At 64.6% G+C, this 25,183-nt stretch carries 27 protein-coding genes, 1 pseudogene and 1 riboswitch; of the genes and pseudogenes, 21 read left to right on the top strand and 7 right to left on the bottom strand.

The window, feature by feature from the left end; all coding sequences use genetic code 11:
- Nucleotides 1–14: 14 nt before the first annotated feature.
- Together VB716_RS08065 and VB716_RS08070 are read right to left on the bottom strand one after the other, a co-directional pair.
- Nucleotides 15–1,055 carry an alpha/beta fold hydrolase gene (locus tag VB716_RS08065; RefSeq protein ID WP_197156361.1) on the bottom strand — a complete coding sequence of 347 codons (1,041 nt, stop codon included), beginning with the start codon at nt 1,053–1,055 and terminating at the stop codon, nt 15–17.
- Nucleotides 1,052–1,999: a fatty acid desaturase gene (locus tag VB716_RS08070; protein ID WP_323270197.1), complete on the bottom strand. Its 948-nt coding sequence runs from the start codon at nt 1,997–1,999 to the stop codon at nt 1,052–1,054. Before VB716_RS08070 ends, VB716_RS08065 begins: the two co-directional genes overlap by 4 nt.
- Before the next feature lie 189 nt (nt 2,000–2,188).
- Between VB716_RS08070 and VB716_RS08075 the strand changes: the two genes are divergently transcribed.
- The 9 genes from VB716_RS08075 to VB716_RS08115 all read left to right on the top strand — a co-directional run bounded on the left by VB716_RS08075 (nt 2,189) and on the right by VB716_RS08115 (nt 11,374).
- Nucleotides 2,189–2,761, top strand: a complete 573-nt coding sequence (locus VB716_RS08075) for a rhomboid family intramembrane serine protease (protein WP_197156359.1) — start codon at nt 2,189–2,191, stop codon at nt 2,759–2,761.
- A 129-nt stretch (nt 2,762–2,890) separates the two neighbouring features.
- A complete protein-coding gene (locus tag VB716_RS08080) occupies nt 2,891–4,030 on the top strand; it encodes a DUF4912 domain-containing protein (protein WP_416238093.1) in 1,140 nt (379 codons plus the stop codon).
- 411 nt (nt 4,031–4,441) lie between these two features.
- A riboswitch (guanidine-I (ykkC/yxkD leader) is annotated at nt 4,442–4,569 on the top strand.
- Nucleotides 4,570–4,660: 91 nt separating this feature from the next.
- Entirely contained in the window at nt 4,661–5,803 is a 1,143-nt protein-coding gene (gene speB, locus VB716_RS08085) for an agmatinase (protein ID WP_323270255.1), read from the top strand.
- 3 nt (nt 5,804–5,806) lie between these two features.
- Entirely contained in the window at nt 5,807–6,274 is a 468-nt protein-coding gene (locus VB716_RS08090; RefSeq protein WP_323270198.1) for a hydrogenase maturation nickel metallochaperone HypA, read from the top strand.
- A gap of 159 nt (nt 6,275–6,433) precedes the next feature.
- Nucleotides 6,434–7,177, top strand: coding sequence for a hydrogenase nickel incorporation protein HypB (hypB, locus tag VB716_RS08095; protein WP_323270199.1), 744 nt, complete (start codon nt 6,434–6,436; stop codon nt 7,175–7,177).
- Nucleotides 7,177–8,565, top strand: coding sequence for a type III glutamate--ammonia ligase (glnT, locus tag VB716_RS08100; RefSeq protein ID WP_323270200.1), 1,389 nt, complete (start codon nt 7,177–7,179; stop codon nt 8,563–8,565). Before hypB ends, glnT begins: the two co-directional genes overlap by 1 nt.
- 230 nt (nt 8,566–8,795) lie before the next feature.
- Entirely contained in the window at nt 8,796–9,752 is a 957-nt protein-coding gene (locus VB716_RS08105; protein ID WP_231597957.1) for an ABC transporter substrate-binding protein, read from the top strand.
- Nucleotides 9,753–9,781: 29 nt separating this feature from the next.
- Nucleotides 9,782–10,561, top strand: coding sequence for an ABC transporter permease (locus VB716_RS08110; protein ID WP_197156346.1), 780 nt, complete (start codon nt 9,782–9,784; stop codon nt 10,559–10,561).
- A 27-nt stretch (nt 10,562–10,588) separates the two neighbouring features.
- Nucleotides 10,589–11,374 carry an ABC transporter ATP-binding protein gene (locus VB716_RS08115; protein WP_323270201.1) on the top strand — a complete coding sequence of 262 codons (786 nt, stop codon included), beginning with the start codon at nt 10,589–10,591 and terminating at the stop codon, nt 11,372–11,374.
- Between the two features lie 54 nt (nt 11,375–11,428).
- Here the strand turns inward: VB716_RS08115 and VB716_RS08120 are convergent, their stop codons facing one another.
- Nucleotides 11,429–11,611, bottom strand: a complete 183-nt coding sequence (locus tag VB716_RS08120) for a hypothetical protein (protein ID WP_197156343.1) — start codon at nt 11,609–11,611, stop codon at nt 11,429–11,431.
- 39 nt (nt 11,612–11,650) lie between these two features.
- Here VB716_RS08120 and VB716_RS08125 point away from each other — a divergent pair, with 39 nt between their 5' ends.
- The 3 genes from VB716_RS08125 to VB716_RS08135 all read left to right on the top strand — a co-directional run bounded on the left by VB716_RS08125 (nt 11,651) and on the right by VB716_RS08135 (nt 13,254).
- Nucleotides 11,651–12,319, top strand: coding sequence for a TMEM165/GDT1 family protein (locus VB716_RS08125; RefSeq protein ID WP_197156341.1), 669 nt, complete (start codon nt 11,651–11,653; stop codon nt 12,317–12,319).
- Between the two features lie 298 nt (nt 12,320–12,617).
- On the top strand, nt 12,618–12,779 hold the full coding sequence (locus VB716_RS08130) for a hypothetical protein (protein WP_197156339.1): 162 nt from the start codon (nt 12,618–12,620) through the stop codon (nt 12,777–12,779).
- A 10-nt stretch (nt 12,780–12,789) separates the two neighbouring features.
- A complete protein-coding gene (locus VB716_RS08135) occupies nt 12,790–13,254 on the top strand; it encodes a DUF427 domain-containing protein (protein WP_197156337.1) in 465 nt (154 codons plus the stop codon).
- Nucleotides 13,255–13,262: 8 nt separating this feature from the next.
- On the opposite strand, the gene VB716_RS08140 is transcribed toward VB716_RS08135, so the two are convergent.
- Together VB716_RS08140 and kaiC are read right to left on the bottom strand one after the other, a co-directional pair.
- Nucleotides 13,263–13,601, bottom strand: coding sequence for a circadian clock KaiB family protein (locus VB716_RS08140; protein ID WP_197156335.1), 339 nt, complete (start codon nt 13,599–13,601; stop codon nt 13,263–13,265).
- A complete protein-coding gene (kaiC, locus tag VB716_RS08145) occupies nt 13,598–15,349 on the bottom strand; it encodes a circadian clock protein KaiC (protein ID WP_322758601.1) in 1,752 nt (583 codons plus the stop codon). Before kaiC ends, VB716_RS08140 begins: the two co-directional genes overlap by 4 nt.
- Before the next feature lie 64 nt (nt 15,350–15,413).
- Between kaiC and VB716_RS08150 the strand changes: the two genes are divergently transcribed.
- Entirely contained in the window at nt 15,414–16,799 is a 1,386-nt protein-coding gene (locus VB716_RS08150; protein ID WP_322758602.1) for a 1-acyl-sn-glycerol-3-phosphate acyltransferase, read from the top strand.
- Between the two features lie 9 nt (nt 16,800–16,808).
- On the opposite strand, the gene xth is transcribed toward VB716_RS08150, so the two are convergent.
- Nucleotides 16,809–17,642: an exodeoxyribonuclease III gene (xth, locus tag VB716_RS08155; protein WP_197156329.1), complete on the bottom strand. Its 834-nt coding sequence runs from the start codon at nt 17,640–17,642 to the stop codon at nt 16,809–16,811.
- A 184-nt stretch (nt 17,643–17,826) separates the two neighbouring features.
- On the opposite strand from xth, the gene VB716_RS08160 reads away from it, so the two are divergent.
- Nucleotides 17,827–18,144 (top strand): hypothetical protein, encoded by a 318-nt coding sequence (locus tag VB716_RS08160; protein WP_197156327.1) that lies wholly within the window; start codon nt 17,827–17,829, stop codon nt 18,142–18,144.
- On the opposite strand, the gene VB716_RS08165 is transcribed toward VB716_RS08160, so the two are convergent.
- Nucleotides 18,077–18,910 carry a tetratricopeptide repeat protein gene (locus VB716_RS08165; RefSeq protein WP_322758603.1) on the bottom strand — a complete coding sequence of 278 codons (834 nt, stop codon included), beginning with the start codon at nt 18,908–18,910 and terminating at the stop codon, nt 18,077–18,079. The two genes, VB716_RS08160 and VB716_RS08165, sit on opposite strands and share 68 nt — an antisense overlap.
- A gap of 121 nt (nt 18,911–19,031) precedes the next feature.
- On the opposite strand from VB716_RS08165, the pseudogene VB716_RS08170 reads away from it, so the two are divergent.
- The 7 genes and pseudogenes from VB716_RS08170 to VB716_RS08200 form a co-directional block, all read left to right on the top strand.
- Nucleotides 19,032–19,655: pseudogene (locus VB716_RS08170) on the top strand (hypothetical protein); the annotation flags it as partial.
- A gap of 155 nt (nt 19,656–19,810) precedes the next feature.
- Entirely contained in the window at nt 19,811–20,455 is a 645-nt protein-coding gene (locus VB716_RS08175) for a hypothetical protein (RefSeq protein ID WP_197156323.1), read from the top strand.
- The gene (gene larC, locus VB716_RS08180; protein WP_323270202.1) at nt 20,455–21,699 is read left to right on the top strand and encodes a nickel pincer cofactor biosynthesis protein LarC; all 1,245 of its coding nucleotides are present in this window, start codon (nt 20,455–20,457) and stop codon (nt 21,697–21,699) included. The genes VB716_RS08175 and larC overlap by 1 nt, the downstream gene beginning before the upstream one ends.
- 50 nt (nt 21,700–21,749) lie before the next feature.
- A complete protein-coding gene (locus tag VB716_RS08185) occupies nt 21,750–22,826 on the top strand; it encodes a lysylphosphatidylglycerol synthase domain-containing protein (protein ID WP_323270203.1) in 1,077 nt (358 codons plus the stop codon).
- A gap of 139 nt (nt 22,827–22,965) precedes the next feature.
- Nucleotides 22,966–23,472 (top strand): hypothetical protein, encoded by a 507-nt coding sequence (locus tag VB716_RS08190; protein WP_197156320.1) that lies wholly within the window; start codon nt 22,966–22,968, stop codon nt 23,470–23,472.
- Nucleotides 23,473–23,582: 110 nt separating this feature from the next.
- Nucleotides 23,583–24,470, top strand: coding sequence for a hypothetical protein (locus tag VB716_RS08195; RefSeq protein ID WP_197170447.1), 888 nt, complete (start codon nt 23,583–23,585; stop codon nt 24,468–24,470).
- 196 nt (nt 24,471–24,666) lie between these two features.
- Nucleotides 24,667–25,155 carry a hypothetical protein gene (locus VB716_RS08200; protein WP_197156318.1) on the top strand — a complete coding sequence of 163 codons (489 nt, stop codon included), beginning with the start codon at nt 24,667–24,669 and terminating at the stop codon, nt 25,153–25,155.
- The last annotated feature ends 28 nt before the right edge of the window (nt 25,156–25,183 follow it).

Genomic DNA, 25,183 nt, shown 5'->3' on the forward strand with positions numbered 1-25,183 from the left:
AAGGCGAACGGGGATCAGTCGTTCGTCAGCGCGTCGGCGAGCAGCGTGTCCAGTGCCGCTCGGATCACGGCCTGCACCTCCGGAGCATCGCGCGGGTTTCCGGCCCGGTGGCCCAGCACCGACTCGATCCGGCGGAACTGCGCCCCGGGGATCAGGCGGGCCTCGGCGGCACAGTCGTCCGGCGTGAAATAGAGGTCGTGACTGCCGGCCATCACCAGGGTGTCGGCCGTGATCCGGCCCAGGGCTGCCGCGAGATCATCGCCGCAACCTGCCGCGGCGGCCACGTCGTTGGCCAGCCACACATCCAGCATGGTGAGCAGGTCGTGGGGATCGTGGCGCCGGTAGGCCGGCAACCAGGCCTGCTCCACGTACTCCTCCACGCTGGCGTAGCCCTGCCGCCGGTAGGGCTCCGCCCGGTAGAAGGGCTGGCTGGCGGCCCAGCTGGCATAGATCAGTGCAAAGGTGCGCAGCCCCGCCTCTGGAACCCCCTCAAAGCCCGTGCCGTTCCAGCAGGGATCAGCGGTGAGAGCCTGGCGCAGGCTGAGCAGGAAGAGACGATTGTGGGGGGTGGTGCGGGCTGTGCCACAGAGACAGCAGAGGCGCTGAGCCCGCTGCGGTTCCAGCACTCCCCAGTGATAGGCCTGCTGGGCCCCCATCGACCAGCCGTAGACCAGGGCCGGTCGCTCCACCTTGAACACCTCTTCCAGCAACCGCACCTGGGCCCGCAGGTTGTCGCGGTGATCCAGCAACCAGCCGTTCTCCGGCAAGCCGAGGTCGCTGTTGCTGGGACTGCTCGACACGCCGTTGCCGAACTGGTTCACCAGCACGATGCACCAGTGCTCGGGGTCGAGGATCGGTCCCACCACCCAGTCGATGTCGTCTGGCCGGGCTCCGTAGGAACTGGGATAGAGCACCAGATTGGAGCGATCAGCGGCCAGGGTTCCGTAGACCCGGTAGCGCAGCTGGGCCTGGGGAAGGATGCGGCCGCAGGCCAGCGAAACATCACCGAGCTCGAAGGTTTGATCGAGGTTGCTGCCCGGGTCGCCGCTGCTCACAGGGCCAGAGCCGCCAGGTTGCCCAGGAAGCCGCGATGCACCGCCAGATAACCCGGGGAGCAATGGACCAGTTGGGGGGCCAGCTGGTCGTGGGCCTGGGGCAGGGCGTGGAAAGGAAGGGACGGGTAGAGATGGTGTTCCGTATGGAACGGCATGTTCCACATCAGCCAGCGCAGCGGCGCCAGGGTGAGGGTGGTGCGGGTATTGCGCAACCCATCGGCGCTGGTGCTGCAGCCCCCGTGTTCGGCGAGGAGCACAAACCGCAGCAGCGGCTGGCCCACCGCCAGAGGCAGGAGCCAGTCGAACAGCAGCAGCGGCCTACCCAGCGGAATCGAGACCAACAGAACAGCGGCGTAGACCGCAAATTGGAGGCGCACCGAACGGGCGACCGCGGCGGTGGCCTCCGGGGGGATGTAGGGGGCGCCGGCGAAGTCGCCCCGGAGCGCGCGCCAATGGCCCTGAATCTTGCCGAGCCACCAGGGCAGTCCGCTCAGCTCCAGCAGGTAGGCCGGCAGGGTGCTCGGTGGTGCGTCCTCCAGCTCCGGATCCAGCCCGATCTGGTGGGTGAAGCGGTGGTGCCACTGGTGATAGCGGCGGTAGAAATCAGCGTTGTAGAAGCTCAGAACGCCCATCCACCAGGCCACCGTATCGTTGATCGAACGGCTGGCGAAGGCGGTGCGATGGCCGCATTCATGCATGGCGCAGAAGCCGAAGGCCAGGGCCCAGCCCAGCAGCAGCACCCCTACCAGCTTCACCACCAGAAGCAGCGGTGGCGAAGCAGCGGGGATCAGGGCGGTTGGTGTGATCCACAGCGCCGCGCCCAGCCCCAGCAGGGTGAGATGGCCGATCAGCTGAGCCCAGCCCTCGTCATCGCGGCGGCGATTGAAGACGGCGAGCTGCTCACTGCTCAGCAGCAACGGCTGATCGCCAGGCTCGGCGGCCATCTCACCAGCGGGGGGGTCGGGGGGCAGGGCCGATGGAGCCATCCCCGGCGTGCTGCCAAGGGTCGGAGATTCGCTCGGGAACGGTTGGCCGGCGCGGGTGGGCACGCTCGAACAGGCAGGCTGAGCCCATCATCGTGTCGACAGGAGAACGGCTGGCGGGTTCAGACTGAACCTCCCATCCTTCTGTGCATGGCCGACAGCCTCTCTCAACGCCTGGATCGGGCCTTGGCCCGGGCTGGAACGACGGCAGTGCTGCCCCTGTTGATTCTGGCGATTCCCTGGACCCAGGAATTGATCGATCAGATCTTCTTCGGCGGAACCTGGAATCTGCCGATGGTGCGCGGTGGATCATTTCTCGGGGTGCTCACCGCCCCCTTCAGCCACAGCGGTTTCGCTCACCTGATCAGCAACTCCGTCTGGTTCCTGCCGCTGTCCTGGCTGGTGCTGGCCAAAAGTCATCGTGATTATCTCGCGGTATGGATCGGCGTCTACCTCACCGCCATCCCGGTGTGGCTGTTCTGGCCAATCGGCAGCCACGGATTGTCTGGAGTTGTGTATGGCTTGCTCGGTTATCTTCTCCTGATTGGTGTGCTGGAGCGGCGCCCGCTCTCGATCCTGATCACGTTGGTTGCCTTGGTGGGCTACGGGGGCCTGATCCCGACCCTCCTGCCCTTTCTGACCCCGCCTGGAGTCAGCTGGATCGGTCACGCCTCGGGATTTGCCGGAGGCGTGCTGGCTGCCCTGGCGGTGCACCGGGATTGAGGCGAGCGCCGGTCGTGCGGTGGCTCGTGCTGGGATCGCGATCCCGGATCCGGTGGCGATCTGCTGACAACGCGATCCGAAAACGGCGGGATTCCCCGACGATGGATGTCACAAATCTGAACGAAGCCGATGGAGTCCCTGGGTAAAGCCGTAGCCAATCTCTCCAACCTCACGATTCGACAGCTTCGTCAACTCGCCAGCAGCCTGGGGTTGCCTCGCTACAGCCTTGCCACCAAAGAGGGCTTGGTTCAGGCGATTGGTAAGCGAACCCAGATTCCCTACGGCGAAAGCAGTCCAGAGGCTGGGTCTGCCGCCCCGATGCCTGTCTCCATCTCTGAACCCACCGATGGCGTCAGTCCTGAACCGGTGGTTCCGGTGTCTGTGGAGGCGATGCAGACGCAGGTGGTGTTCTTGCCACGCGATCCCTCCTGGGCCTATTGCTTCTGGACCATCTCCCAGGAGGATCGCGAACGGATGGCCGCCTCAGGCGCCACCAGTCTCTGCCTGCGCGTGGCTGATGTGACAGGTCTCTCCGGCGGCACCGCCCATCCCCATGCCCTTCAGGAAGTGGTGGTCGAATCCAGGAGCAGCGAGTGGTTCCTGCCGGTGCCGATGCCGGATCGTGATTACCGCGTCGAGCTTGGCGCCCGTCTCTCCGCTGGTGGCTGGCTCTCGTTGGCCTTCTCCTCAGTGGCACGTATGCCTGCCGCGGAACCCAGCATGGAGGTGGCCGATGCTTTTGTCCCCTTCGAGCTCGGGGTTCTGCCCATGGCCGATGCGAGTGTTGAGCCGAGCATGCCGGCAGCACCAACGGGCCAGCATGAGCGGTTCTATCAGCAGTCCATGCGCCAGGTGCGTCGTGTGGGATCGGAAATCTTTCAGGACAGCACCGATGATCTCCATGGGGCTGGTCGCGCTGGCCTAACCGATTCCGGTGCCGGACCCTGGGCTAGCGGCCGGCAGGCCTCTGGCGTGGGTGGGGTGATGGCGCGTCAGCGCAGCTTCTGGCTGGTGGCTGACGCCGAACTGATCGTCTATGGCGCCACCGACCCGGCCGCGACGCTCAGCATTGGAGGCGAAACGGTGCCCCTCTCGGCAGATGGCACCTTCCGCCTCCAGGTTCCCTTCCGCGATGGCCAGCAGCTGTACGCGATCGAAGCCGTGGCAGCCGATGGCGAGCAGCGCCGCCACATCACCCTGCAGTTCGAGCGCAACACCCCCGAGGAGCACACCAATCCCAAGGACATGGCTGCTATGGAGTGGTTCTGATTCCGCAGCGTTGCCGCTGATGACAGGATGGATCCACCGCTTCAGCCGGTGACTCCGACCAACAACCCCAGGGCCCTCCATCCGGTCCTGGGGGTTTTTTGCATCCGTTGCACTCCGGTATGGAGAGGGACCTTCCGCCTGGCCCCTCACCGGTTGGCCAGACCTGCGAATGGGGAGCTCCGAGGGGCCAGCGGTCAAGGGGTGGGGCCTTTCCCCCAAGTCGCCTACGGATCGGCCATCAATGGCTGCGTCTCACGCGGAAACCTGTGGAAAAACCCCGGAAAATGGGGGAAAACTGCCCAGAACAGGGGAAAACCCCGATTTCACAGCCTTCGTGATCCTTGACGATCGACACCACTCGGTAGCGAAACGAACCTTGCCGGTCGACGACCTCGGTCACGATGAATCTGCGGAAGATGCCCCTAGGGTTCCGATCCCTTTTCAGGGATGACTGGTCCGAGAGGGGTTCACCGCTGGTGCTGTTGTCCCCTGGGAGAACGCCACCGGCGGCGGCACGGAGGGAGAAAAGCCCGGGAGACCGCAACGCCCAATCACTCCCGTGCCATGACTGATTCCAGTGGCGCCAGCGCTGCCTTTGACCGGCGCTCCGGCGGCAATCCATCTTTGGGCATGCAAGGGCGGCAGGCTCTAGAGAAGGAAGCGGCCCTGCCGCTGACGGGCTGGCAGATGGAAGTGGATCAGGCCCACGCCTGGGGTCTTGAGGCGGCCGAGAGCATCGTCGATCGGCGCATCTCCACCTTCTCGCGCGGTGAGCTGCCCCATTTTGCGGGCATCAATACCTTCATGAAGGCTCCTTACCTGGAGGACGTGCACCGGGTAGGTGAGTTCGATGTGGCGATCGTGGGAGTGCCGCACGACTCGGGCACCACCTACCGCCCCGGAACCCGCTTCGGTCCGCAGGGCATCCGCCGCATCTCGGCCCTCTACACCCCCTACAACTACGAAATGGGGGTGGATCTGCGCGAGTCGATCAAGCTCTGCGACGTGGGTGACATCTTCACCATTCCCGCCAACAACGAGAAAAGCTTCGATCAGATCTCCAAGGGCGTTGCCCACGTCTTTGCCAGTGGCGCCTTCCCGATCATCCTCGGTGGCGACCATTCAATCGGCTTCCCGACCGTGCGTGGTGTCTGCCGCCATCTGGGCGACAAGAAAGTGGGCATCATCCATTTCGATCGCCATGTCGATACGCAGGAGATCGATCTGGATGAGCGGATGCATACCTGCCCCTGGTTTCATGCCACCAACATGGCCAATGCCCCGGCCAGGAACCTGGTGCAGCTCGGTATCGGTGGCTGGCAGGTGCCTCGGGAAGGCGTGAAGGTCTGCCGTGAGCGCGGCACCAATGTGCTCACCGTCACCGACATCACCGAGATGGGGCTCGAGGCGGCGGCCAAGTTTGCGATCGAGCGGGCCACTGACGGCACGGACTGTGTCTACATCTCCTTCGACATTGATTGCATCGATGCCGGCTTCGTGCCCGGCACAGGCTGGCCGGAGCCCGGTGGCTTGCTGCCGCGCGAGGCCCTGAAACTGCTCGAACTGATCGTGCGCAATGTGCCGGTCTGCGGCCTTGAAATCGTTGAAGTCTCCCCTCCCTATGACATCAGCGACATGACCTCCCTGATGGCCACCCGGGTGATCTGCGACACCATGGCTCACCTGGTGGTGAGTGGTCAGTTGCCACGCCGCGAGAAGCCAACCTGGATCTCCCCGGACTGCAACATGCATGTGGATCAGGCCTGGAGGTGAGCCATGCATGAAGTCGATATGACCAAGTGCCTGTTGCTCTCGCTGCAGGAGTGGAAGCTTCAGCACGCTCCCCGCGTTCCTGTGGTGGAGGTGGTGCATCTTCAGGTGGGTGATTTCACCTGCGTCGAGCCGGATGCCCTGAGGTTCACCTATGCCGCGGCGGTTCAGACGACGTGGTTGGCGGGCTCAGAGTTACGGATCGAGCGCATTCCCCTGCAGGCACGCTGTGTGGTCTGCCAGGCCACCTACAGCCCGAATCCGCAGCAGGCCTACCAGTCCCCCTGCTGCAACCACCCGATGGAGGAGATCCTCAGTGGTCGGGAACTGAAGATCCGCTCCATCGATTACGGCTTCCCTGATGCGGCTCATCCAGCCCAATCAGCTCCTGACGGCACGGCCAGCCCAAGCCTGCGGTCAAGCCCTCGGCAACAGGCCGAAGCGATCGTGCCGGAGCCCTGCCCTGTGGCCTGAAGCCTCAGTCCGAGCCCGCCGTCTGCAGAAATCCTCCGCTCCAGCCTTTTGTCGCTCGGCTCGGAGCCCTCTCCCCGGTGAGCACTCCCCGGTGAACCTGAACTCCCGGTTTCCAGGGCGACCACTGATCGATCCCGTTCTTCATTCTTGCTGACCCCCATGCACATGCCCCTTGAGGACAGCCTTGGACTCAACCTGTTGGCTGCCAATCAGCACCAGGCGGAGCACAACCGCGCCCATTTTGACGCCTGGAATCTGCTGTGCCTCAACGTGATGAGCAGCCCCGGTGCCGGCAAGACCGCCTTGCTGGAGCGCAGCCTCGCCGATCTGGCCAGCCGCTGGCAGATGGCCGTGCTGGAGGGTGACATGACCACCCAGCTCGACGCTGAGCGACTGGAGGCGGTGGGTGTGCCTGTGGTGCCGATCACCACCGGCCGCGCCTGCCATCTGGATGCGGCGATGGTGAGTGGAGGTTTAACGCTGCTGCGTCAGCGCCTTGACCCGGCTGATCTGGATCTGCTCTGGGTGGAGAACGTGGGCAATCTGGTCTGCCCGGCTGAATTCGAGGTGGGCGAGCACCGCAAGGTGGCCCTGCTCAGTGTCACCGAAGGCGATGACAAACCGCTCAAGTATCCGGTGATGTTCCGCGAAGCGGATTGTGTGTTGATCACCAAGGTGGATCTGTTGCCCTATCTGCCTGTGGACGTGGAGCGGATCGAAGCCCATATCCATCAGGTCAATCCCCGCGCGGACGTCTTCCAGCTCTCGGCCATCAGTGGCATCGGCTTCGCTGCCTGGCACGACTGGCTGCAACGGCAACGCGATGCCACAACCTCATCCACAACCCTCTCTCCCAGGGTGCGGTCCGATCAGGCCAGTGCCGCCGCACTCATGGGGGCTTGATGGTGTCGTCATTGACCCAGCCCCAGGTCACCCCTGGCTCGCTTCCCAGCGATCCTGCCGCCCTGCGGGACCACCTGCAGCGGCGTGGGGTTCGCTACGCCCTGGCGAGCTTCGTGGATCTGCACGGGATCGGCAAGGCCAAGGCGGTGCCGATCGACCATCTCCCCGACATGCTGGCGGGATCGGAGCTGTTCACCGGAGCCGCCCTGGATGGTGTGCCTCAGGACGTCAGCGACGATGAAGTGGCTGCCATTCCTGATCCTGCCAGCACCACGGTGTTGCCCTGGCGGCCTGATGTGGCCTGGCTGGCCAGTGATCTGCATCTGCATGGTCAACCCTTCGAGGCCTGCAGCCGTTCGATCCTGGGCCGCGTGCGTCAGCAGGCTGCGGCGATGGGGTTTCGCTTTCAGCTGGGCATTGAAACGGAGTTCTTTGTGCTGCGCCGCAGTGCGGACGGCACCCTGGAACCTGCCAGCCACCGAGACACCCTCGATAAACCCTGCTACGACCTGATCGGCCTGCTCGACAACCTCGACTGGCTCGATGAGCTGGTGCAGGCCATGAACAGCCTCGGCTGGGGCGTGTACTCCTTCGATCACGAAGATGGCAATGGCCAGTTCGAGGTGGATTTCGCCTATGCCGATGTGCTCACCATGGCGGATCGGCTGATCTTCTTTCGCCTGATGGCCAAGGAGATCGCCCAGCGCCATGGCCTGATCGCCAGCTTCATGCCGAAGCCGTTCGCGAACCGAACCGGTAGCGGCGCCCACTACAATATGTCGCTGGCGGATCTGAACAGCGGCAGCAATCTGTTCGCGCCTGAGGCTGGTGAGGATGGTGGCATCAGCCAGCTGGCCCGTCAGTTCATCGCCGGCGTACTGCGCCATGCGCCTGCGATCTGTGCGGTGATCGCCCCCACTGTGAACAGCTACAAGCGGTTGGTGATGCAGGGGAGCATGTCGGGCTTCACCTGGGCGCCGGTGTTCATCAGCTATGGCAACAACAATCGCACCAATATGCTGCGGATTCCATCGGCGGGATCGCGGCTGGAATGCCGCGCTGCAGATATCTCCTGCAATCCCTATCTGGGATCGGCACTGATGCTGGCGGCAGGGCTGGAGGGAATCCGAAAGCAGCTCGATCCTGGCCCACCCAACCTCGACAACGCCTACACCCTCAGCCCAGAAGAACGGCAGCGTCGAGGCCTGACCCTGCTGCCAAGGACCTTGGAGGAAGCGATTGATTCTTTTGCAGCCGATCCATTATGCCGCTCTGTATTCGGTGATGCCATGTTCGACGCCTTTGTGACCTACAAACGTCAGGAATGGGCCGATTATCACGGTTCCATTTCCGAGTGGGAACGGCAGCGCTATCTCGAGTTCTTCTGAGCACTCCTCCACGTTTCCATCACACCGGCTGAACCCAATGACTTGTGACATCACCGTCCCTGTCAATCTCCAGACGATCGAGCCGGCCAGCTCCTGACGTCACCCCACTCCTGGTCACCTGTTCCCTGATTATTTGATCCCCCATGCGTCTTCGTTTCCCACTTCGCCCCCACAGCTCTGCTGGTCGCGGTGCCCGCAGGGGGCGCCTCCTTAGTCTGTCCTTGATCCTGATGGCTGCGCTTGGCAGCGGCCTGCTGGCGGCTTGCCAGAAGCCCACCGGTACCGAGGTGCCTGTTCGGATCGGCTTCAGCGCTTGGCCGGGTTGGATTCCCTGGCAGGTGACGGATGAGAAGGGGTTGTTCACCGCCGCCGGTGTGCCCGTGACGCTGCAGTGGTTCGACGGGTATCTCGACTCGATCAACGCGCTGAATGCCGGCCAGCTCGATTGCAACAGCCAGACGCTCGGTGACACGATCAGTTCGATCGCTGGTGGCGCCGATCTGCAGGTGGTGCTCACCAACGACAACTCAACGGGCAACGATCAGATCATCGTGGCTCCAGGCATCACCAGCGTGGCCGATCTCAAGGGCAGGAAGGTAGCCGCGGAGGAGGGCACCGTCGATCACTATCTGCTGCTTCTCGGCCTCAAGAAGGCGGGCCTTTCCTCCAGCGACATCACCTTTGTTCCTCTGGAAACCGGTGCCGCCGCCGCAGCCTTTGTCGCCGGCCAGGTGGACGCGGTCGGTGTCTTTGCTCCTTTCACGACCCAGGCCCTCAAGCGTGAGGGCAGCACCACCCTGTTCTCCTCCAAGGACTTCCCTGGCGCCATCAGCGACCATCTGGTCTGCCGCACGGAGTTCGTGGCAAAAAATCCTGAGAAGGTCCAGAAAATCGTCGATGCCTGGTTTGCCACGCTTGCCACGATGAAGGCGGAACCCGGACCCACGCTGGCGATTCTGGCCAAGCGTGCCGGTGTGAGCGAAGAGGAGTACAAGGCCTACGACGCCGGAACCACGATTCTCACCCTGGAGCAGAACCGGGAGGCCTTCAAGCCCGGCAACACGATGGCCTCTCTTCCCTTCGCGGCAGACCAGATCAGCCTCTTCCTCCAGGAGGTGGGCTTGGCCAAGACGCCTCCCAAGCTCGACGGACTGCTCGACTCCAGGTTTGTCGACGCCACTCCCTGACGTCCTCTCCCCCAACCGCCGCTGACGCGATGAGCACCCCACTGCGCCGCATCCAACGGGCCCTTGATCAACCCTGGCTTCTCGGAGTCTCCGGTCTCCTGGTGGTTCTGCTGGCTTGGTATCTGATCGCTTCCAGCGGCGTGGTGGATCCCTTGTTTCTGCCAAGCCCTGCTGCGGTGTGGGCGGCCGGTTCCGCTCAGGCTCGCGAGGGCATCCTGTTCAACGATGCCATGGCCAGTATTGGGCGGGTGATCGGCGGATTTGCACTTTCGGCAATCGTGGCCCTGCCCCTGGGGATCGCCATGGGCAGCAGCCGGGTGATCTGCCAGTTGCTGGAGCCATTGCTGGGACTGATCCGATACATGCCGGCGCCGGCCTTCATTCCGTTGCTGATTATCTACTTCGGCCTGGGTGAGTTACCCAAAATCCTGTTGATCTTTATTGGCACCCTGTTCTTCAATACCCTGATGATCATGGATGCTGTGAAGTTCGTTCCAATCGAGCTAATTGAAACGGCGCGCACCCTGGGGGGAAGATCCAGTCAGATCCTTCTGAAGGTGGTGACGCCCTGCATTGCACCTCAGGTTCTCGATGCTTATCGCATCAATATGGCGGCAGCCTGGAACCTCGTGATCGTGGCCGAATTGGTTGCGGCGAACGAAGGCCTTGGAAAACGCATTAGCCTGGCCCAGCGCTTTCTGCGAACGGATGAGATCTTCGTTGGTCTCATTGTCATCGGCCTGATCGGTCTTGCAATCGATCTCGGCTTTCGCTTTGTCATGAAACGCTCCTGTGCCTGGGCGAACTGAACCTTTCGCTGCATCGTCTCTTTCCCCATGCATCTCTCGGTCTGCGGCGTCAGCAAGTGGTTCGGTCACGGATCAGCCGCCAAGCTTGTGCTGGACAACATCTCTTTTGATCTTCATTCCGGTGAATTCGTGGCCCTGGTGGGCAGCTCAGGCTCAGGAAAATCCACCATGATGCGGCTGGTGGCAGGTCTCGAGCCTGCCAGCACCGGCAGGATTCTTGTGGATGGGCAGCCGGTGCGGGGGCCCGGTCACGACCGCGGCATGGTGTTCCAGAAGTACAGCCTCTATCCCTGGATGAGTGCCGCTGCCAATGTGGCTTTCGGCATGCGGTTACAGGGGCTGCCGGCCTCGGAAGTCAAGGAGCGCACCGCATATTTTCTGGAGGTGGTGGGACTGGCCGATGCGGCCCGCAGGCTGCCGCGCGAACTTTCGGGGGGCATGCAGCAGCGTGTTGCTATTGCCAGGGCCCTGGCGGCAGACCCCAAGGTGCTCTTGCTGGATGAACCGTTCGGTGCCCTGGACCTGCAGATTCGTGAGTCGATGCAGGAGTTCCTGCACGATCTCTGGCGGCGCACCGGCCTGACGGCTCTCCTGATCACTCACGATCTGGAAGAGGCCCTGCTGCTGGCCCAGCGGGTTCACATCATGGCGCCCCGACCCGGACGGCTTGTTCAGACGGTGGAGGCTGATCTGGACCGCAGGGATCTCGCCCATCTGCGCGTCACGCCGCGCTTCCTGGAGCTGCGCGAAGAGCTGGCTCGCAGCCTGCGACAACTGGACGCCGCAGCGCCCGCAGCGGTGTCTGCGACGTGAGTTCCATCGCAGTCTGGAGGCAGCAGGTCAGCGACGGGTTTGACCAGATAAATCCTAGGAAGGGCTGGGGTCCTGGAAGTGTTCCGGCAGAATTCCAAGATAGGCCGCTTCGCGGAACAGATCCTGCCGGGTGGCGTCATCGCCATGCTGCAGGGCCGCCTGATAACGCTGCCGCAACGAATCCACCAGGGACTGACGACGAGGCTCCGGGATGGAAGGGGAATCGGGGGTTTGCATGAGCCGATCCTATCGATTGCCATGGGGGAAGATGGCGCCATGAGCACCCCTTTCTTCAGCGATCCCGGCCTGGCGGCTTTTGGATCGGGGTTGACGGCGATCACCCTGGCAGAAGTCGGGGATAAGACCTTTTTTGTCGCCCTGCTGCTGGCGGCGCGTCACAGCGGTCGCACTGTGTTCCTCGGTGCTTTTGCCGCGCTCAGTGCTGTGACGCTTCTGTCGCTAGGCGTGGGCTACGGCTTGCGCGAACTGCTGCCGGCTGCGTTGATGCCCTGGTTGGCTGCCCTGCTCTTTCTGGGCTTCGGCGCCAAGCTCCTGCTGGATGCGCAACGCCTGCCGGCAGATGACGGATCGGACGAGGAGGAGGAAGCGGCCGCTCTCGTGCAGCAGGCGGAGGGGCGAGGGGAGGCCGATAAGCCCGGAGGTGTGATCTGGGAAGCCTTCAGCCTGGTGTTTCTGGCCGAACTCGGAGATCGGACCCAGATTGCCACCATCCTGCTGGCCGCAGCTCCGGCCTTCACCTTGGTGGGCCTGGTGGCCGGCACTCTGCTGGGCCATGCCCTTGTCACGGCCCTGGCGATCCTGGCCGGCAAGTGGATCGGCCAGCGCATTCAGGAGCGACTGCTCTATCGGCTCAGCGGGGGCCTGTTTCTGGCGTTCGGTCTCGTTTCGCTGCGCCAGGCGATCGGAGTGATGGCCGACAGCTGAGGGTCGGGGGTGTTGCTCTGTGCACTGTTGCGGTGGCTCATGTTTTCCACAGGCCCTGCGCTAGCCAGTCGATCAGCCAACCCATGTTCGGTCTGAACTGTGGAAAACAGTCCGTTTTCTGGGGAAAGCTGCTGCGTTTTGTGGAAAACCAACGCGTTGTGGTTTTTCTTTCTCTCTCGGATGCAACCTGGCCTGGATCCAACAGCGCGCCTTTTCCGGGTACTGGCTGGGGATGTGGCGGTCCGTGGACAACCCGGAATCGGCTGATTAGGTTCCAGATATCCGCACGGGGAACGCCATGCACACCCATGACATGGAAAACCATGACAACCTCTACGCCGATGAGGTGGCCATGGTGGCCGGCGAAACCGGCGCCGATGCCCAGATGCATGCCTATTGGGCAGTCGGAGCCATTGCCGTGATGGTTTCCGTGCTCGGCATCGCCCTGATCGTGACCTGAGTGAGCCTGGATGGAGCGGGTTGACGCCTACCCTCGTCCACCTCGGCTAGAGCCATGTCAGCGGCACATCCGCGTGGAGGCTCTGGGCATGGTGCTGGCTGAGACGCACCTCAGCCTGCGGGTGCTTGAGACCTTCCATCCACCCACCTATTACCTGCCCCCCGAGGCCGTCAATCACGCGATGCTGCAGCCTGCCCCTGGCTCCAGCTTCTGTGAATGGAAGGGGGTGGCTCGCTATTTCGATCTGGTGGCTTCTGATGCGCGGCTCGAGCGGGCAGTCTGGTGCTACGCCAACCCCACGGCAGCGTTTGCTGCCTTGGCTGGCTGGTTCGCCCTCTATCCCGCTCTCATGGATGGGTGCTGGGTGGAGGGTCAGCTCGTGCAACCCCAGCCCGGCGGCTTCTATGGCGGCTGGATCACACCGGATCTGATCGGACCCTTCAAGGGGGATCCGCTGCATCCGGAACTGATCTGAGCCTGAACTCATTCGATCGCCTGGTTCAGGAAGTCGTCTTCTTCGCTCAGCAAGTTCTCGATGGGTGTGATGTCGAGTGCGGCCCGCACCACATCTTCCTTGGTGAGATCACCGACGATCCGGCGCAGTGGCTTTGGCAGGCGTTTCACGAGGGTGGGAATCGCCAGGATGTGATCCTGCTCGAGTGCTTCTGGGTGAAGCTCGATATCCACGACCCTGAGCTCCACGCGGCCGGCGAGGTCTGTTGTGCAGATGCGTCGGATCGTGGTGATCGCCTGGCTCGAGCGGAGTGAACCTCGCTTCACATACAGGGTCAGTTGCCAATGACGTTGCACTGTCTCTGTCATGCCCTCTCCTCCCGCTTCTGCACCACCGAAGCATTGTTGGCTTGCAAAGCACTCTCCCGTTGCTGCTCATCTCGCAGTTCGGCTTCAAAATCAGCTGTCTCCGATTCAATCTCTGTCTGCAGGGCGAGGATCTGGGCCTCCACCGCTGCCCGACGGCTGGACAGGGTTCGTCGGCGTCGCTCGATATCAGCGTCGCGGCTGGCGATGGTTGCGGCGCGGCGCGCCTGCTCAATCTGGCGGCCTGAGCCGGTGATCACCCCCAGGGGTCCCACCTCCACATCCAGCAGCTCCGGGCCCTGATCGGTGAGCAGGAACTCCCGCACCTGATTGGAGTGGGCCATGCCCCGGCTCTTGATCACATAGAGCAGCCGGTTGCGTTCGCCATCGTGCTCCACGTTGCGCAGTTCCAGCCAGGTATCGGTAAGGGAGGAGACCCCGATGGCACTCGAGGCCTCCATACCGGGTTGGATCAGGGTGGTGAACATGAAGGTGATCTGGCGGCTCTTGAGCAGGTCGATCTCCCGGGTCACCATGGCGGCCACCTCATCGTTGGCGCCCACATGGGCAACACTGGCCATGGCATCGATCACGGCCACAGTGGGCTGGTGATCCACCAGTTGCTGCTCCAATCGACCGAGATGCTCTTCAAGGCCGAAACTGGTGGGACGATGGCAGGCAATTCTGAGCAGGCCCGCGGTGATCCACGGATGTAGATCGACCCCGACTGAGCGCATGTTGCGGATCAGCTGTGCAGGGGATTCCTCAAACGACATCAACAGCGCCCGCTCGCCACGCCGGCAGGCGGCATCAAGGAAATAATTCGCCAGGGTGGTCTTGCCGGTGCCGGCACTGCCGCTGATCAGCACGGTGCTGCCACGGTAAATACCTCCGCCCAGCATGTGATCGAGGCGCGCTACACCGCTGGAAACCAGCTCATTGCTGGCCTCATATTCCAGTCCCAGGGAGGTGATCGGCAGCACAAGAAAGCCACGTTCCGTGATCAGGAATGGGTATTCGTTCGTGCCATGTTCCGAGCCCCGATATTTCATTACGCGCAAACGGCGGGTGGAGATCTGATTCGCGACACGGTGATCCAGCACCACCACGCAATCGGACACATACTCTTCCAGGCCAAAGCGGGTCAGGGAATCGCCCCGGCCCCGCTCCCCGGTGAGCACCGTGGTGAGCTGACGCTCCTTGAGCCAACTGAACAATCGGTCGAGCTCACTGCGCACGGTGAAATCATCGCCGAACGCCCCCAGCAGCAGTTCGATCGTGTCAATCGCTACCCGCTGAGCCCCGATCCGCTCCACGGCCCGCTCCAGCCTCAGGAAGAGGCCGTCGAGATCGAAGCTCCCGGCTTGCACCATCTCCGAGGGTTGGATCAGGCAGGGTTCGATCAGGATCTGGCCGGCCTCAATCAGAGCAGGCAGGCCGAATCCCAGCGAGGCCATGTTCTCGAGGATGTTCTGACGCGATTCCTCAAAGCTGAGCATCACGCCTGCTTCGCCGTAGTCGCGTGCACCCTTCACCAGGAACTCCATGGCGAAGAGGGTCTTGCCGGATCCGGCCCCTCCGGTCACCAGGGTGGGACGACCCCGCGGCAGGCCGCCCCGGGTGATGGCATCAACACCGTCGATCCCGGTGGGGGCCTTGTGGAGCCTTGGCGTCGTCGCGTCTTCGGAGAGGGGGAAGGGGGAAATCAGAGGAGGTGGCTGAAGTGCTCTGCACCTTATGGCTGGATCCATGAGCCACCAGCACGGTGCAGGACCCAATCCTGCCCGAGGCTGGCGTTCAGCCGCGGTCTCCGCCATGCCCCGCTCCTCGATCCGGGCGGCTCAGCCGCCCCTTCGGTTTCTGCCGCCGCGTCAGAGCCCCCGCTTGCGTCGTGCCCTGGGGCTGCTGCTACCGCTGCTGCTGCGCGGTCGTGGTCTGCAGCATTGCCGCATCGAGGGTGTGGAGGCGCTGGCCCACCTGATCGAGGCCCAGCAGAACGGTCGCTGCCGCCTGTTGATCGGCTTTCGCCATCCCAGCACCACCGATCCCCTGGTGATGGCCCACCTGCTGTGGCAGGCGGTTCCGGCAGCCGCCCGGCGACTGGGGCTGTCGCTGCAGGCCCCTGTGCACAGCCAGTTCCTCTACGACCGCGGCATTCCGCTCTGGGCGGGTGCCGGGGTGGGCTGGCTGTTGTCTCTTCTGGGAGGAATCCCGATCCGGCGGGGGCGGGTCGATCGCCCTGCCCTGGCTGCAGCCAGGGCGGTGCTGCTGGATGGGCCGCACCCGCTCGCCGTCGCTCCCGAGGGGGCCAACAACAACCTCTCCGGCCAGATGGCGCCCCTGGAATCGGGTCTGGCCCAGCTGGCCTTCTGGTGTGCTGGAGATCTGGCGGCCAGGCATCGGTCCGAAGCGGTGCAGATCGTGCCCGTGGCCATTGCCTACCACTGGGTCGAGGCCAACTGGGAGTCTCTGGATCGGCGCCTGGCTCGGCTGATGCAGCATCTGGGGCTGGAGCCGGATGGGTCCGGCAGTGGGGATGCGGAGGTTCGCTACGACCGCCTGCAGAGGTTGGGGGAACGGTTGCTGGCGGTGCTTGAAGGCCTCTACGCCCGCCGCCATGATCTGCCGGCAGTCCCGCCGGCATCGTTGCAAGGCAGCGATCCCGCCTCCTCCCCGGCCGATCATCTGGCCGAGAGGATCGAGGCCCTGCGTCAGCGGGCCCTGGCGGTGGCCGAATCACTGTTCGGCCTGCCACCTCGAGGCACCCTGCAGGAACGGTGTCGCCGGATCGAGCAGGCCGGCTGGGAGCGGATCTACCGCGACGATCTCACCGCTCTCCTGCCGGTGGAGCGCAGCCTGGCGGACTGGGAAGCCCGTGAAGCGGATCTCCGCATGGGGCACATGCGCCTGGTGGAGTACTTCGCCAGTGTCAGTGGCGCCTACGTGGCGGAGCGGCCTTGCTTCGATCGCTTCGCGGAGGTCGTCACGATCCTCGAAGACGCGATCGCCTGGATTGAGGACCAGCCTCTGCCTCGACGGCCTTCCTTCGGGCCCCGGCGTGTGACCGTCAGGGTGGGAGACGCCTTGTCCCTGGATGGGCGGCTGGAGAGCTACCACCGCGACCGGCGCCAGGCCGTGCAGGAACTCACGGCTGCCGTGCAGCAAGCCCTTCAGGGTCTGATCGGCAGTGCAGGGTCTTGAGATCAGCCGTCATTCCGCAGCTGAGTCGTCATCCCCTTGCTCATCTGGTGGCCAGGCGAGGTTCACCACCACGGGTGCATGGTCGCTGGGTTGCACGTTCCCGCGAAGCTGTTTGTGGATCACGCAACCGGTGGCGCGGGCTTGCAGCTCTTCGTCCAGGTAGATGTGGTCGATGCGCCAGCCCCGGTCCCGCTCCCAGCCGCCGCTGCGGTAGTCCCACCAGCTCCAGTGGCCGGCCTCGTGTTCGAACAGCCGAAAGGCATCCACCAACCTCTCGGCAAGCACCCGGCGCAGGGCCTGGCGTTCCGGCTCACTGGCCATGATGCCGCCCGTGAGGCGACCCGGATCGTGGAGGTCGCGGTCTTCCAGTCCGATGTTGAAGTCGCCCACAATGCAGAGGGGCTCCCCCTGCTGCGCCAGCACGTCCAGATACCGCTGCAGGCAGCTGAGCCAGGCGAGTTTGTAGGGGTACTTCTCCGACTTGAGCGCAGAGCCGTTGGGGACGTAGAGGTTGAGGATCCGCACGCCATCGATCCAGGCGCTGATCATCCGCTTCTGCTCACTCAGTGCCCGTGCTTCGGGATCGTCGGGGAGCAGGGCGGTGAAGCCCACCTGAACGTCCTCGATCGGCAGGGTGCTGAGGATGGCGACGCCGTTGTAGGCCTTCTGCCCGCTGATCGCCACGGCATAGCCAAGCTCTTCGAAGGCCGCCAGCGGGAAGAGATCGTCGGCCACCTTGGTTTCCTGCAGGCACAACACCTCAGGCCGCTCCTGTTCCAGCCAGGCCAGCACCTGGTCCAGCCGGGTGCGCACCGAATTGACGTTCCAGGTGGCGATGCGCATCGGGAGCCGACAGCGAAGACCACCGGAGGACTAGCAGATCGCCGTTAACATGAACTGCCATGAGAGGAGCGTGGCGATGTGCACCCAACTGATCCCACGACGGATCGCCGGGTCGTTCCCAGATCGGACCACGGCTGCGCCGGCCTCCCTGAACCGGCTTGGGCTTCCGGTCTGCCGCAACGGGTTGGCCCTGCTCACTCTGCTGTTCAGTCTGGCGCCGTCCATCCCGGCCCTGGCCCAGTCTCAGCAGCAGAGCTGGAACCAGCCCTACGGCATGAGCAGACAGGAGAAGGATCTGCTCGATTACGGCCCGGGCAGCGGCCGGGGCGATTCGATCCTCGACACCACGAACCCATTGGATCTGATGAACAAGATCCGCAAGGGCACGGCCATGGACAACGCCACACCGCCCGGAGACGCGGTGGATCAGGCCCTCAGGGACTTTGACGCTCAGCAGCGTCCGCCGACTTCTGGGGCGAGCCAGATGGTGACGAGCCCCTGAGGGGCGCCAGGCCCCAGGCGGCTGCAACCTTGTCGAGGCGCCGGTCCACCGTCTCTGGCTGCAGCTGTCGGGCCTGGGCGAGCAGCTCCTGGGCCCCCTTGGTCTCACCCTTTTCCTGCAGCAGCAGGGCCTGGGCCAGCAGGGGCCTCACATCCCTGGGGAAGGCAGCTCCAAGCCGCAGATAGATGGCCCTGGCCTGGCCTGGCTTCCCTCGCTTCTGCAGCAGATCGGCCAGCAGCAGCCCCACCCCCATCGCCTCGGGGCGCACCTGGGGCTTGCTGAGGCGTTCGAGGGTGGCCTGCAGCTGGGCCTGGGCCTGATCGCCCTGACCCTGCTCAAGCTGCAGCAGGGTCATCAGCTGCAGGGCTTCGATTCGATCAGGCTTGAGGTTCAGCAGTTGACGCACCTCCCGCTCGGCGCCGGGCCGATCGTTCTGGTTGCGGCGCAGTTCCGCCAGCAGCAGCCTCAGGCTCCAGCGCTCCGGCTGGCGATCGGCCATGGGTTCGAGCAGGGCGATTGCCTCGGGCCGGCGATCCAGAGCGACCAGCAGCTCCAGCAGCCGCTGCTGGTCCGCTTCGCTGGACTGCCCCTTGGCATGGCGATTCTCCAGGGTGCTGAGTTGCTGCAGCAAGGCATCGCGGGGCTGATCGTCACCCTGCCGCCTGGCCTGCCACGTCCCCATGCTCCAGCCTCCGGCCACGGCCAGAACGGCCAGCAGCAGCACCAGCAGGCCTTTAGGGCGCAGAACCTGGCTGCGGCTTGACATCGTCGCGTTGGTGGCAGCGACTCCGAGTCTGCCCTGGCCCGGAACGGGCTGGGCCAGGACTGGCTGGCTACATTGACCCGCACCGGGTGGCCCTCACGGGCCGGCCCCCACCCGAACCCTGATGCGCCAACACCCCATTTCCCCGGTCACCGAGCCCTTGCAGTACCGGGCCATCGGTGTGGTGCGGGGCGTCTACCAACCGGAAGATCCTGAACAGCTCACCCGCGGCCGGCTGCTCACCGATGATGGTGGCGAACTCGAGGCCGTGGTACTCGGACGGCTGCTGACGCTGATGCGGCGCCACCTCGATCTGGCCGAACCCCACCTCTGGGTGGTTTACCCGCGCACCCGTGATGAAGGCACCCTGCACCTGCAACTGGTGGGGGTGTGGGAGCCGAGCACCCTGGACAGCGAGGCCCACTCCGCTGATGAGCCTCTGTCCGACAGCCTGCCGGAGGGGGATGACTACTTCTCGATCCGCGGTGAACTGATCTTCACCAAGCCCGAATCCAACGATCTGGTGGTCAAGGTTCGGGTGTTGCCCAAGCCGGACGGCAGCCGCCCTACCCCGTTCAAGGTCCAGCTCAAGGGTGATGTCCCCCTGCAGCATCTGCGGCACTTCGTGTCCCTGGATGGGCGCCGGCGTGGCCAGGAGTTGCATGTGGAGCAGATCGAGGTGATCGGGCCGGTGAACCAGCGTGGCAACCGCGGTGGCAAGGGGCGTCGTGGTGGCGGAGCTGGCAGCGGTGAACGAGGCCGTAAGGATGCTGCCCGCAAGGAGCCCGCACGCAACGAGACAGGCCGCGGCGGCCCAATGCTCCCGGTCGTACCAACGCCTGGAGAGAGCAGCTCCGGTGGCCTGCACCGTGCCGCCATCAGCCGTCCCAGCCGCTGACGACCATGACCCAGCCGCTCATGGCCGGACTGGCGGTGCTGCTGATGAGTGTGCTGGCCCTGGTCGGGCCGGCTCTGAGTGTCTCACCCTGGTGGATCACCCTTCTGGCGGCCTTGGGGCTGGGCAGCCTCAGCCTCGATGCCGCCCGCTATGGCGGCCGGGGCGGCCACCTGCTGGCTGAGGCCCTGCCTGGTGGTCAGGCGCGCCTGCGGCGCATCGCCGTCCATGAAGCCGGCCACCTGCTGGTGGCGGAAGCCGAGGCCATGCCGGTCAAACGTGTCCTGGTGGGTAGTCTGGCCTGCCTGCAGGCAGGGCTGCAGAGCGCCGGCTGTACCGAGTTCGCTCCTCCTGAGCACGCCAAATTGCCGGCGGAGGAGCTGCGGCGCTGGAGTCGGGTGCTGCAGGCTGGCATGGCCGCTGAGGCTCTTCTTTACGGCGAGGAGCGTGGCGGCGCTGATGACCGCGCCCTGCTCGGACGCCTCTGGGGCATCTCCGGCTTCGATGTGGACACGGCCCAGCGGGAGCTGAGGCGGGCCCGCCGGGAGGTGGATCTGGCGCTGCGTCAGCAGCGCGACTCTCTGGAGGCCACGGCTGAGCGCCTGCTGGAAGCTGCGCCGCGCCTGGGTCGCACCGCTAACGCCCCGACCTGATGGCCCTGGCACTGCTGGATTGCCCCACCGGCCTGGCGGGCAACATGTTGCTGGCTGCGCTGCTGGACCTGGGTCTGCCGGAGGCCGCCATCCATGCACCCCTGGCGCAGCTCGGCCTGGCGGATCGCTATCGGTTGCGGATTGAGGAGCGGCGCAGCGGCGGTCTGCGGGGTCTGCATCTGGAGGTGGAGACCCTCGAGTCCCACCCCCCTCATCGCCACTGGGGCAGCCTGCGCCAGCAGCTCAGCAGCAGCCCTCTCGATCCGGCCCTGCGGCAGCGGGTGCTGGCGGTGTTCACCCTGCTGGCGGACGCGGAGGCCACCGTGCACGGCCATGTCCCCGAGCAGGTGCATTTCCACGAGGTGGGCGCCCTCGATGCCCTGGTGGATGTGGTGGGTGTCTGCGCCGGGCTGCTCCATTTCGGTGTGACGTCGCTGCGGTGCACGGTGCCGCCGGCGGGCCATGGCACGGTCCAGACGGCCCATGGTGTGCTGCCGCTGCCAGCGCCGGCCGTCCTGGAGATCGCACGCCGCTGTGGCTGTCCGCTCGGCTCGAGTGAGGGTTTCCCGGCCGGTGAACTCACCACCCCCACGGGGCTGGCTCTGGCGGCCTGCTGGAGCGATGGCTTCGGGCAGGCGCCGAGCCACGTGCCCCTGCGGATCGGCGTGGGGCTGGGCAGCCGCAGCCTGGATCGCCCCAACCTCTTGCGCCTCTGTCTGGCCCGTGCGGTGGAACCGCCCACCGGCGATTCGTCTCCGGAGCCTGAGGCGCCTGGAGCTCAGCCCCGCCTGGAGACGATCGTTCAGCAGCAGGCCCAGATTGACGATGCCACCGCCGAAGATCTGGCGTTCCTGGCCGAGGAGCTGCGGCAGGCCGGTGCCCTTGAGGTGTTCAGCCAGCCGATCGGCATGAAGAAGGGGCGGCTGGGCAGCCTGATCACCGCGCTGGTCAGCGAGCCACAGCGGGCCGCCCTGCGGCAGGTGTGGTGGCGGCACAGCACCAGCCTGGGCCTGCGGGAACAGATGCAGCAGCGCTGGGTGCTTCCCCGAGGCATCGAGGAGCTCTCCACGTCCCTCGGTCCGGTGCGGTTCAAGCGTCACCTGCGGCCCGATGGCCTGGCGCGGTGCAAGGCTGAATACGACGACCTGGCAGGGCTGGCTCGGCAGCACGGGCTTCCCCTGGCCGTTGTGCGCGCCGTTGTGGATTGCTGTCTGGACCAGAGTGGACCCGAAGCGCAACGTTGAGCACCAGGCGCGATGGCGCCCGCTTCTTTGCTCCCCCTTCTCCCTTCCTCGTGTCGTTGCCCCCCGCCCTTGCGAACCTGTTGCCCAGATCGCGGCAGTGGTTCGCGTCTCTGGCTGCCCTGGTGAAGGCCTGGAGCCGGAGGCTGCCGGCCCTGCCGCCTTTGCCCGGCGGAACCCGGCTCTGGGTGACGCTGCTCAGCTTCGGCTTTCTGTTGGCGGCCTTGCAGGGGCATGGCCGCCAGCTGCTGCGCTACGGCCTCGATCGCCAGGGCTGGTGGTGGCTGACCCTCGGGGTGGGCGTGAGCCTGCTCAGCCTGGTGGTGAATGGCCTGGCCTGGAATGTGATCCTGCGCTGGCTGGGGCTGCGGCCCCGCTGGGCCGCAACGACGGTCGTGTATCTGAGTACCAACCTGCGCAAGTACCTGCCAGGAGGGATCTGGCATCTGGCCGGTCGCGTGCAGGTCCTGCGCCGTGGGGACACGCCGTTGCTGGCGACTCCGGCAAGTCTTGGCCAGGCGCTGCTGGCAGTGCTGCTGGACCCCCTGCTGGGGGCCATCGCGGCCCTGGCCCTGGTGGCGCCGGAAGCCCTGCTCCAGGGTCGCTGGTGGAGTGGCCTGCCCTGGCTGCTACCCCTGCTCCTGCTGGTTCCCCGCTGGCTGAAGCCCCTGCTGCTGCGGCTCGAACAGCAACGGGCCCGTCAACTGGCCCTTGCCGATCCCTCTCTCCAGAACGCCTCTGAATCAGCCGACCTGGGCGTAGCTCCGCCGTCCCATGTGCCCTGGCTCCCCTTTGGGGCCATGCTCTTGTTTGTGCTGATGCGCTTCGGCGGATTTGCCTGCTGCGTGCTGGCCTTCGATCAGCAGAACGCCCTGGAGTGGAGTGGCTGGCTGGCTGGCTTTGCCCTCGCCTGGACGGTGGGCCTGGTGGTGCCCGGCGCCCCGGGTGGTCTGGGGGTGTTTGAGGCGGTGCTGTTGTTGCGCCTCGGTGGCTTGCTGCCGGAGGCGCCGCTGCTGGCGGTGGCCCTGAGTTACCGCGCGGTGACCACGGCCGCCGATCTGCTCGGGGCCGCGACCGCCCGGGCCGACCGGCCAGAGCCTCTGGCCGGCATGACCGGGACCTCCCGCTGAGCTGGCCAGGGGGATAGTCAGCTCTGCTGCATCGATGGGATCACAAATCCGGCAGGTTCGGCCGTTTGTTGTGGACGATCTGTCCCCCGTTGCCACGATGAAAGCGATTCCCCGCAATTTGCTGAGGCTCGCTCCATTCATGCCCACTCGACACTCCTGGCTCGTGGCCGGTGGCCTGATCGCCTCCGGCATGGCCGCTCTGTTGCTGTCCCCGACGCCTGTTCGCGCCGAAGTTCTCTACAAACTCGATACGATGTGCTCCGTCAAGGGCGGCGCTCCCCAGCCCTGCACGGTTGAGGCGATCGACGAAGGCGACGCCACCCTCTATCGACACACGATCGGCAAGACCGTGGCAACCATCCGCGTCACCGATCAACCGGTGACCATGGCCTTGCAGAAGCCTGGTGGTGGCTGGATGACCCTGGTGAATGCCGGTGCACGCTTCTCCACCAACACGATCTGCTTCAACAACCGGGATCTGTGCGTGGTGAATCCGAACTATCTCAACAGTGTTCGGGAGGACAATCCAGACTCCATGGATGGCCGTGATCTGGTGATTGTGCACTTCAACCAGGCCGGCCGGGTGAATGTGTCCTGCTACGACGATGGCTGCGATGTGGTCAAGCATGAGGTGGACAAGAAATGACACGTCTTGCAGGCCTGTCCCTGCTTCTGGCTGGCTGGATGGCCGCTCCCCTGGCCCCAGCGCTGGCTATCCAACCCCTGGATCACGCATCCACGGCGGCATCGCCCACAATGTCCCCTGATGCGCTGATCGCCCGCGGCGGCGGCGGGGGTTCCCGCGGTGGCGGTGGTTCTCGCGGCGGCGGTGGTGGCTCTCGCGGCGGCAGTGGATCTCGCGGCGGCGGTGGTGGAACCCGCCGCACGGGCTTCAGCGGTTCCGGCACCACTCTCAACCGAGGCTCCAGCAGGCCTTCCGGTGGCTGGAGTCAACGGGCCAGCTCGCCGAGCTCCCCCAGCCTCAATCGCCCCAGCAACATTGGTAACCGCAGCAGCACTGGGAATCGCGGCACTGGCAGCCGCAGCATCGATACTCGCAGCGTTAACCGAGATCTCAACCGGAGCGGCAACCGGGACCGGGACCTGAACCGCAATGTGAGCCGGGATCTCAATCGGAACGTCAATCGGGATGTGAACCGCAACGTCAACCGCAACGTCAACCGCAACGTTCATCGCGATGTCAACTGGAACCGCAGGGTGAATGTGCGCGATGTGAACATCCACGCCGGCTGGGCTCGTCCCGGCTGGGGCTATGCCAGACCCTGGAACACAGGTTGGTATAGCGTCTCCCGGACGTCGTCCTGGGGTTGGTGGGGTGCCAATGCGGCCCTCTGGGGGATCGGCGCCCTGGCCACGGCGTCAATCATTAACAATGCTGTGGACAATGCAGTGAGCAACAATGTCACGTACATTGTTGTACCCAACACCGATTACCAGCTGCTCTATGGATCAGTCCAGCCGAGCGGCAGTTCTGCGGTGACCTTTGCGGTCACGGCCGATGACGCGACCTATCAGCTCACTGCCGATTGCAATCGCGGCACCCTGGACGGACGCAACCCCAACAGCGCCGAAGAGGCTGAGCTGATCAATGCGGCCTGTCAGGTGGCCTTCGGTTCGGTCTGAGCTGCTTCGTGGCCTGAGCTGCTTCTTGGTCTGAGCTGATGTCCTGATGCTGTCCGTCTTGTCAGATGGTCATCCAGCTGGCTGGTCATCGGAGGGCAGGCGGGGAGCCAAGAGATCCGGGGCCAGCGACACCGGCCCCGGTAATCTTGACCAACGGCGATTTCGCCGTTGGCTCTTGATCCTTTACTCCAGGCCCATGGCACGCGTTCTCCGTTCCCTGTTGTTGTCCTCCGTTGGCCTGGCCCTGGGTGGTCTGAGTCTGATGGGCGGTGCTGAGGCCCAGGAACGCTGCACCTTTCTGCAGCCGATCGGTGGAGACGGATCATCGCCGATCGTGTCCAAGTCTGTGGGCCGCGGCAAGGTGATGCCGTTCACCCGGCCGAACTGGAACACCGATTTCATCGTGGATCAGCCCTTCAGCAGCTACAAGTTCTTCTTCACGGCTAATTCCTCCGATCCGAAAGCACAGTATCCGGTGGAAGGATTCATGAAGTTCAGCGATGGCACCTCCCTGCAGGTAATCAATGAATCCATGAGCCCGCCAATCGGTACCGGTCGCATGTTCGGCCCCTTCCAAGCGGTTCCTGGCAAGCAGGCCAGCCAGATGAATTTCAAGGTAGGCGCCAGTAATGATCCAGGCGCTCTCGGCTTCAGTTATCGCATCTCTGTGCAGGGATGCAACTGAACCACCATCGCAGGTCTGCGACTGTCGC

The sequence above is a fragment of the Synechococcus sp. CCY9201 genome, assembly GCF_034931105.1.
Taxonomy (GTDB): domain Bacteria; phylum Cyanobacteriota; class Cyanobacteriia; order PCC-6307; family Cyanobiaceae; genus CBW1002.